Source organism: uncultured Ralstonia sp., from assembly GCA_913056305.1.
Lineage (GTDB): Bacteria > Pseudomonadota > Gammaproteobacteria > Burkholderiales > Burkholderiaceae > Ralstonia.
In genome coordinates, this window is record CAJXMR010000266.1 from 1 (window position 1) to 5,677 (window position 5,677).

The following is a 5,677-nucleotide window of genomic DNA, read 5'->3' on the forward strand; positions in this document are numbered from 1 at the left end:
GCCCTGCGATGCTCGCCGTACCCATGTACGGCTGCGCTTCTCGGGCCAACCTCGGACCGCTCGCTACGGATCCTGAACGGGTTCTAAACCCTGTTCGCCCAGCTTTGCGGGGGCGAAACACAAAGGCCCGCGCTCGGAATGGCGCGGGCCTTTTGTTTTGCGCGTTCGCAGCGCGGCCTACTGCATATGCTGCCCGCCGTTGATGGCCAGATTGGCCCCTGTGATGAACGCCGCATCGTCCGTACACAGGAAGGCCACCAGCGCCGCCACCTCGTCCGGGCGCCCGAGCCGGCCCACCGGAATCTGCGGCAGGATGCGCTGCTCCATGATGTCGGCCGGCACATCGGCCGTCATGCGCGTGGCGAGGTAGCCGGGCGACACCGTGTTCACCGTCACGCCCTTGGCCGCGCACTCCAGCGCCAGCGCCTTGGTGAAGCCGTGGATGCCGGCCTTGGCCGCCGCGTAGTTGGTCTGCCCGAACTGCCCCTTGGAGCCGTTGACTGACGAGATGTTGACGATGCGCCCCCAGCCGCGCTCCAGCATGCCGTCGTACAGCGGCTTGGTCATGTTGAAGAGCGAATCGAGGTCGGTGGTCAGCACGCGCTTCCACGCGTCGTGGGTCATGCGCTTGAAGGTCATGTCGTGCGTGATGCCGGCGTTGTTGACGAGGATGTCGACCGGGCCGGTCTGTTCGACGACCTGCGCGACGCACTGGTGGCAGGCGTCGTAGTTGCCCACGTCCACGCAGAACGCGGCGAACGCGCGCCCGGCGGCGGCTTGTGTCGCCAGCCAGGTGGGCATCTGCTGGTTGGCCTGGGAATAGGTGACCGCCACGCGGTGCCCGTGGTCGTGCAGGCGCATGGCGATGGCCTCGCCCAGGCCGCCCATGCCGCCGGTGATGAGTGCGGTGCGGCTAGTCGTCATGGCGGCCTCCCGGCGTGCAAGGCAGGAGGGTCGCCGACAAGGCGTGCGTTCGGCGCAGGCTCGGCATGCGCGGGCGCGCGATACCGCGGGGCAGGTCGTGAGGCAGTGGCATGGTCTCTCCTTCTGGCTGGCCGTCGTCGGGCGTGCGCACAGGCTTGGGCGTCGCCGATGCAACGGCTCAACGCAGTCTAGGCAGGCGCGAGCGGGTTCGCTTCACGCATTGCAGCAGGGCGCAGCACGCAATCGTTTTCTGCTTCGCCGCAGCTCGGGCAAGGCCTGGGTTGGTACCGCTGACGGATTGCAAAAAAAAATGCACGCCGTGGGCGGGCGTGCATTTCCGGTCACCAGATGGGGCTTGTCGGAGGTTCAGCTCACCGACCGTACCGTGCCGAGCATGTCGTGCAGCTCATGGCACATCATCGCCAGGAAGACGACCAGGCCGAGGTAGTACACCGTGAAGGTCAGGCGTGATTCGTTGGAGATGCTGTAGTACGCCCGGTTTTCCGGCGCGTGCGGATCGTAGCGCCACGCCTTCATCAGCTGCGGGATCGCCAGCACCGCCACCAGGATCAGGATCGGGCTCGGCCGCCAGAGGAACATCGCCACCAGCACCGGCACGCCCAGGAACCAGATGCGCGGCGACAGCACGGCGGTCACGCGCCCGCCATCGAACGGCGACAGCGGAATCAGGTTGAACAGGTTCAGGAAGCAGCCCGCGTAGGCCAGTGCCAGCAGCAGCTGGCTGTCGGTGTAGCGCGCGAGGCCGTAACACAGCATCGCGCCGACGGTGCCCGCCACCGGGCCGGCCAGGCCGATGTGGGCCTCGGTCTCGACGTCCATCGGCTGGTCCTTCAGCTCGATCCACGCGCCCACGAACGGGATGAAGGTGGGCGCACCCACCGCCAGCCCACGCTGGCGCGCCGCCACGTAGTGGCCCATCTCGTGGATGAACAGCAGCACCACGAAGCCCACCGCATAGCGCCAGCCGAACACGAAGGCATACGCCACCACCGACAGCAGCATGGTGCCGCCGGTGGTCAGCAGCTTGCCGAACTTCAGGCCCGTGAACAGCAGGATCAGCAGCTTGGCCACGATGTCACGCTTTCGATTTGTTCTTGAAGAACCTGGCGATGGCCGCGCCAAAGCCCGCCACCGCCAGGAGCGCTACCTTGGCAAACTTGGCCACGAACGCGGCGATCACGGCCAACAGCCCGAGCTTCTTGGCCGCGATGCCGCCTACCAGCGCGGCCAGGCCGTACTCGGCCACCTTGTCGGTCTTCGAATTGAAATCTGCATAGCGCTTGCCGTCCTTGAAGTCGAGATCGGCCAGCAGCTTCTGCACGACGGGCTTGTCGGTGTCGACGTGGTCGCGGCCGGTGATCAGGTTCAGGCTGATGTAGCCGTCGCGGCCCAGCGCGTAGGTGTTGTAGTTGACCGATTCCGGCTCGTTGGCGGGCTGGCCCTTGGAGCGCGCGGCCATCGACCAGATCAGGCGGTGCGTGGCGGCGTCGTAGTGCGGGCGCTCGACCCAGCCCTGGATCTCCAGCGCGGGGATGCCGCGCTTCTCGCGCTCTTCATTGGCGGCGGCGGTGCCTTCCTTGAGCGATTTGTAGAGATCGTCGACGTTCCAGTCGCGCGCGTCGTCGTCCTTGATATAGCCGGCGGCTTCGTACTTGGCTTCGATCACCCATTCCGCATCGCCGGTCGGCAGGATGAGGCCGAGCGTGTCGGTGTCGTCGCCGTTGCCCATGGCGTGCATCAGCTGGCCGGCGGCCGGTTGCGGAATGAAGATCTGGTTGGCGCCGACCTTGAGCGTGGCCTGGTCGCGCAGCGGGACGGCGATGGGGCCGCGCTGTGCGGCGGCTTCAGCGGCTGCCCATGCCTGCTTCATTTCCTGTTCCGGCGTGTTGGCCGCCGGCGTGCTCGCCTGCTGCGCGTGCGCGGCGGCGGTGACCGCCAGCAACGACGCGCAGGCGAGGGCGCCCGCCCATGCACGCGTGGTGCGCTGAATTCCCATGTTCATGCTGCTTCTCCCGGAGAGTTCTTGGTATTGGTCTTGGCTCGTGACCGGCCAATCGATTGGGGCTGGCCGATTGGTCGCAAGCATAGCGGGCGCGCGGCGCCAGCCTGTTAATGGACGTTAATGCAGCCGGGGCGAGCCGGGATTCGCGCCAGGCGCAATGCTCCGCACGTGATAGTCGGTATGCCCTGCGCAGGTCGTGCCGGACAACCCGCGCGGCGCCGGGTTTTTCTAGACTGCCTCTTCTTCGCACACACACACAACAACGAGGAGGGAGACATGGAACTGGACCACATCCTGAAGCGCACCGAGCGCGGCGCACACGAGCTGCAGGCGCGCAGCGGCCAGCTGACGTCGCGCCAGCGCGCGATCCTGCTGCTGGTCAACGGCGAGCGCACGGCGAGCGTCATCCTGGCGCAACTGCACAGCGCCGGCCCCGATGCCGACGACATCGCGCGCCTGCTGACCGAGGGCTACGTGCAAGGCCAGGCGCCAGCCAAAGCCGCGCCGCCGGCGCCCAAGCCGGCTACCGCCGCACCGGCCGCACCGGTCGCACCGCGTCACGTGCGGCAGGCGGCCATCGCCGACTGGCGCCTGGGGCAGGCCGGCGCGTTCTCGGCGCTGCAGCGCTACCTCGAGGAAGGGCCGGAGGCGCCGCGCGATTTCCTCAACGGGCTGGCCGCGCCGTTGTATGCGGCGCTCTCGACCTGCCGCAGCGAGGCCTCCGCGCATGCAGTGGTGTCGCTCCTGGAGGCGCGGCTCGACGCGGCGGGCTGGAACGTGACGGAGACGTCCTAGGTGTAAACACCAAAATTCGCTTTGTTTCTCATTCAACGGGAATCGCACGTTGAAGATTTGAGAAATCCGTCGCATTCTCCGTCGCAATTCAACGCGACGGAGCCCCGCGATGCTCGAGCCCGGTTCAGCACATCCCGCAGCACCACCGACCGCCGGTGCGGACCGCGTGCTGATGGTGCTCGCCACCATCGCGCGCCATGGCCGCCCGGTGGCCGCGCGTGAGCTGGTCGAGCTGACTGGCCTGCCGCAGAGCACGCTGTACCGCCAGGTGGCGATGCTCAAGCGCTGGGGCTTCGTGCTCGAATCGGCCGGCACCTATGCGCCGGGGCCGATCAGCCTGCAACTCGCACTCGGCTTCGACCACGCCTCGCACCTGGTGCAGGAGGCGCGCATCGGCATGGCCAAATTGGTGGCCGAGTCGGGTGAATCGGTCGGGCTGGTGGTGGCCGTCAAGGACCAGGCCGTGTGCCTGGAGATGGTCGAGAGCCAGCAATCGCTGCGCTGCTCGTTCGAGAAGGGGCGCGGCGTGCCGCTGCTGGCCGGCGCCTCCGCCAAATCGTTGCTGGCCTTCATGCCGCCCACCGCGGCGCGCGCCATCCTCGCCGACCTGCTCGCCGTCGATCCGGACCAGCAGGCGCAACTGCAAACCGAACTTGCCGACATTCGCGCCGCCGGCTATGCGCTGTCCGAAGGCGAGGTCGACCCCGGCGTGTGGGGCGTGAGCGTGCCGGTGTTCCGGCTGCCCGGCCACGCGCTCGGCTCGATTACGCTGATGGCGCCCGCCACGCGCGTGCGCGGCAAGGAACAACGCCTGATCGAGATGACGGTGGCTGCGGCCGCATCCATCTCGGCCCGGCTGCAGGACATCTGATTTCAGTTTTTTCCACCCCACACGTACACACAGGAGACCACTCATGGGGAATCGCCGTCGTTTCATGCTGGCTTGCGCCGCTGCACTTTGCGCTGCGGCTTCTTTCGCCCACGTTGCGCATGCTGCGGGCGAGCCGCTGCGCGTGGCCACCGACGCGACCTTCGCGCCGATGGAGTTTGTCGAGAACGGCAAGCGCACCGGGTTTGATGTGGACCTGATCGAGGCGCTGGCCCGCACCATGGGACGCCCGGTCGAGTGGACCGACATCGACTTCAAGGGCCTCGTGCCGGGGCTGATCTCGCGCCGCTTCGACGTGGCCATCTCGGGCATCTACATCACCGAGGAGCGCAAGAAGGTGGTGGACTTCACGGTGCCGTACTACCACGGCGGCCTGGTCGCGCTGGTCAAGCAGGGCAACACGAGCGTCAAGACGCCGGCTGATTTGAACGGCAAGAAGGTGAGCGTGCAGGTGGGCACCAAGTCGGTCAACTACCTGAAGGACAACTACCCGAAGGTCGACCGCGTGGAGGTCGAGAAGAACCAGGAGATGTTCAACCTGGTCGAGATCGGCCGTGCCGATGCAGCCGTCACCGGCCGACCCGCCGCACAGTACTACGTGCGTGCGCGCCCGGGCCTGCGTGTGGTCGAGCCCGCGCTGACCACCGAGGAATACGGCATCGCCGTGCGCCGTGATCAGCCCGAACTGACCAAGGCCCTGAACGCCGCGCTCGACAAGATCAAGGCCGACGGCACCTACGACCAGATCCTCAAGAAGTGGTTTGGCGCCGCCGCCAAGTAACGACGCACGGACACGCTGATGGAACTCGATTTCTCTCCTGTCGCGGCGGGGTTGCCCGACATCCTGCGCGGGGCGCTCGTCACCGTGGAGGTGACGGCCGCCGCGCTGGTGCTCGGCTGCGTGCTGGGCCTGCTGGTTGGCATCGGCCGGCTGAACCCGCGCCGGCGCTTCATCTACAGCATTTGTACCGCCTACGTGACGTTCATCCGCGGCACGCCGCTGCTGGTGCAGCTCTTCCTGCTGTTCTTCGGGCTGCCGCAGTTCG

The 5,677-nt window shown here is 67.1% G+C and carries 7 protein-coding genes; 4 read left to right on the plus strand and 3 right to left on the minus strand.

The genetic code is table 11. From position 1 onward, the window contains the following. Positions 1 to 177 precede the first annotated feature (177 nt). The 3 genes from phbB to QZ609_RS23900 all read right to left on the minus strand — a co-directional run bounded on the left by phbB (position 178) and on the right by QZ609_RS23900 (position 2,947). The gene (gene phbB / locus QZ609_RS23890; protein ID WP_295500163.1) at positions 178 to 924 is read right to left on the minus strand and encodes an acetoacetyl-CoA reductase; all 747 of its coding nucleotides are present in this window, start codon (positions 922 to 924) and stop codon (positions 178 to 180) included. A gap of 366 nt (positions 925 to 1,290) precedes the next feature. Next, positions 1,291 to 2,016 carry a site-2 protease family protein gene (locus QZ609_RS23895; protein WP_295500166.1) on the minus strand — a complete coding sequence of 242 codons (726 nt, stop codon included), beginning with the start codon at positions 2,014 to 2,016 and terminating at the stop codon, positions 1,291 to 1,293. 4 nt (positions 2,017 to 2,020) lie between these two features. Continuing rightward, positions 2,021 to 2,947: a DUF2167 domain-containing protein gene (locus tag QZ609_RS23900; RefSeq protein WP_295500169.1), complete on the minus strand. Its 927-nt coding sequence runs from the start codon at positions 2,945 to 2,947 to the stop codon at positions 2,021 to 2,023. 276 nt (positions 2,948 to 3,223) lie between these two features. On the opposite strand from QZ609_RS23900, the gene QZ609_RS23905 reads away from it, so the two are divergent. From QZ609_RS23905 to QZ609_RS23920, 4 genes are all read left to right on the plus strand, one after another. Beyond that, a complete protein-coding gene (locus tag QZ609_RS23905) occupies positions 3,224 to 3,742 on the plus strand; it encodes a hypothetical protein (protein WP_295500172.1) in 519 nt (172 codons plus the stop codon). Between the two features lie 109 nt (positions 3,743 to 3,851). Continuing rightward, positions 3,852 to 4,613, plus strand: a complete 762-nt coding sequence (locus tag QZ609_RS23910; protein WP_295500174.1) for an IclR family transcriptional regulator — start codon at positions 3,852 to 3,854, stop codon at positions 4,611 to 4,613. Between the two features lie 43 nt (positions 4,614 to 4,656). Then, positions 4,657 to 5,412 (plus strand): glutamine ABC transporter substrate-binding protein, encoded by a 756-nt coding sequence (locus QZ609_RS23915; protein WP_295500177.1) that lies wholly within the window; start codon positions 4,657 to 4,659, stop codon positions 5,410 to 5,412. An 18-nt stretch (positions 5,413 to 5,430) separates the two neighbouring features. After that, on the plus strand, positions 5,431 to 5,677 hold a 247-nt coding region (locus QZ609_RS23920; RefSeq protein WP_295500180.1), incomplete at its 3' end, for an ABC transporter permease subunit.

What these genes read in the sequence shown, in the direction of transcription:
- QZ609_RS23910 (WP_295500174.1), top strand. Translation starts at nt 3,852, where the DNA reads ATGCTCGAGCCCGGTTCAGCACATCCCGCAGCACCACCGACCGCCGGT.
- QZ609_RS23905 (WP_295500172.1), top strand. Translation starts at nt 3,224, where the DNA reads ATGGAACTGGACCACATCCTGAAGCGCACCGAGCGCGGCGCACACGAG.
- QZ609_RS23915 (WP_295500177.1), top strand. Translation starts at nt 4,657, where the DNA reads ATGGGGAATCGCCGTCGTTTCATGCTGGCTTGCGCCGCTGCACTTTGC.
- phbB (WP_295500163.1), bottom strand. Translation starts at nt 924, where the DNA reads ATGACGACTAGCCGCACCGCACTCATCACCGGCGGCATGGGCGGCCTG.
- QZ609_RS23900 (WP_295500169.1), bottom strand. Translation starts at nt 2,947, where the DNA reads ATGAACATGGGAATTCAGCGCACCACGCGTGCATGGGCGGGCGCCCTC.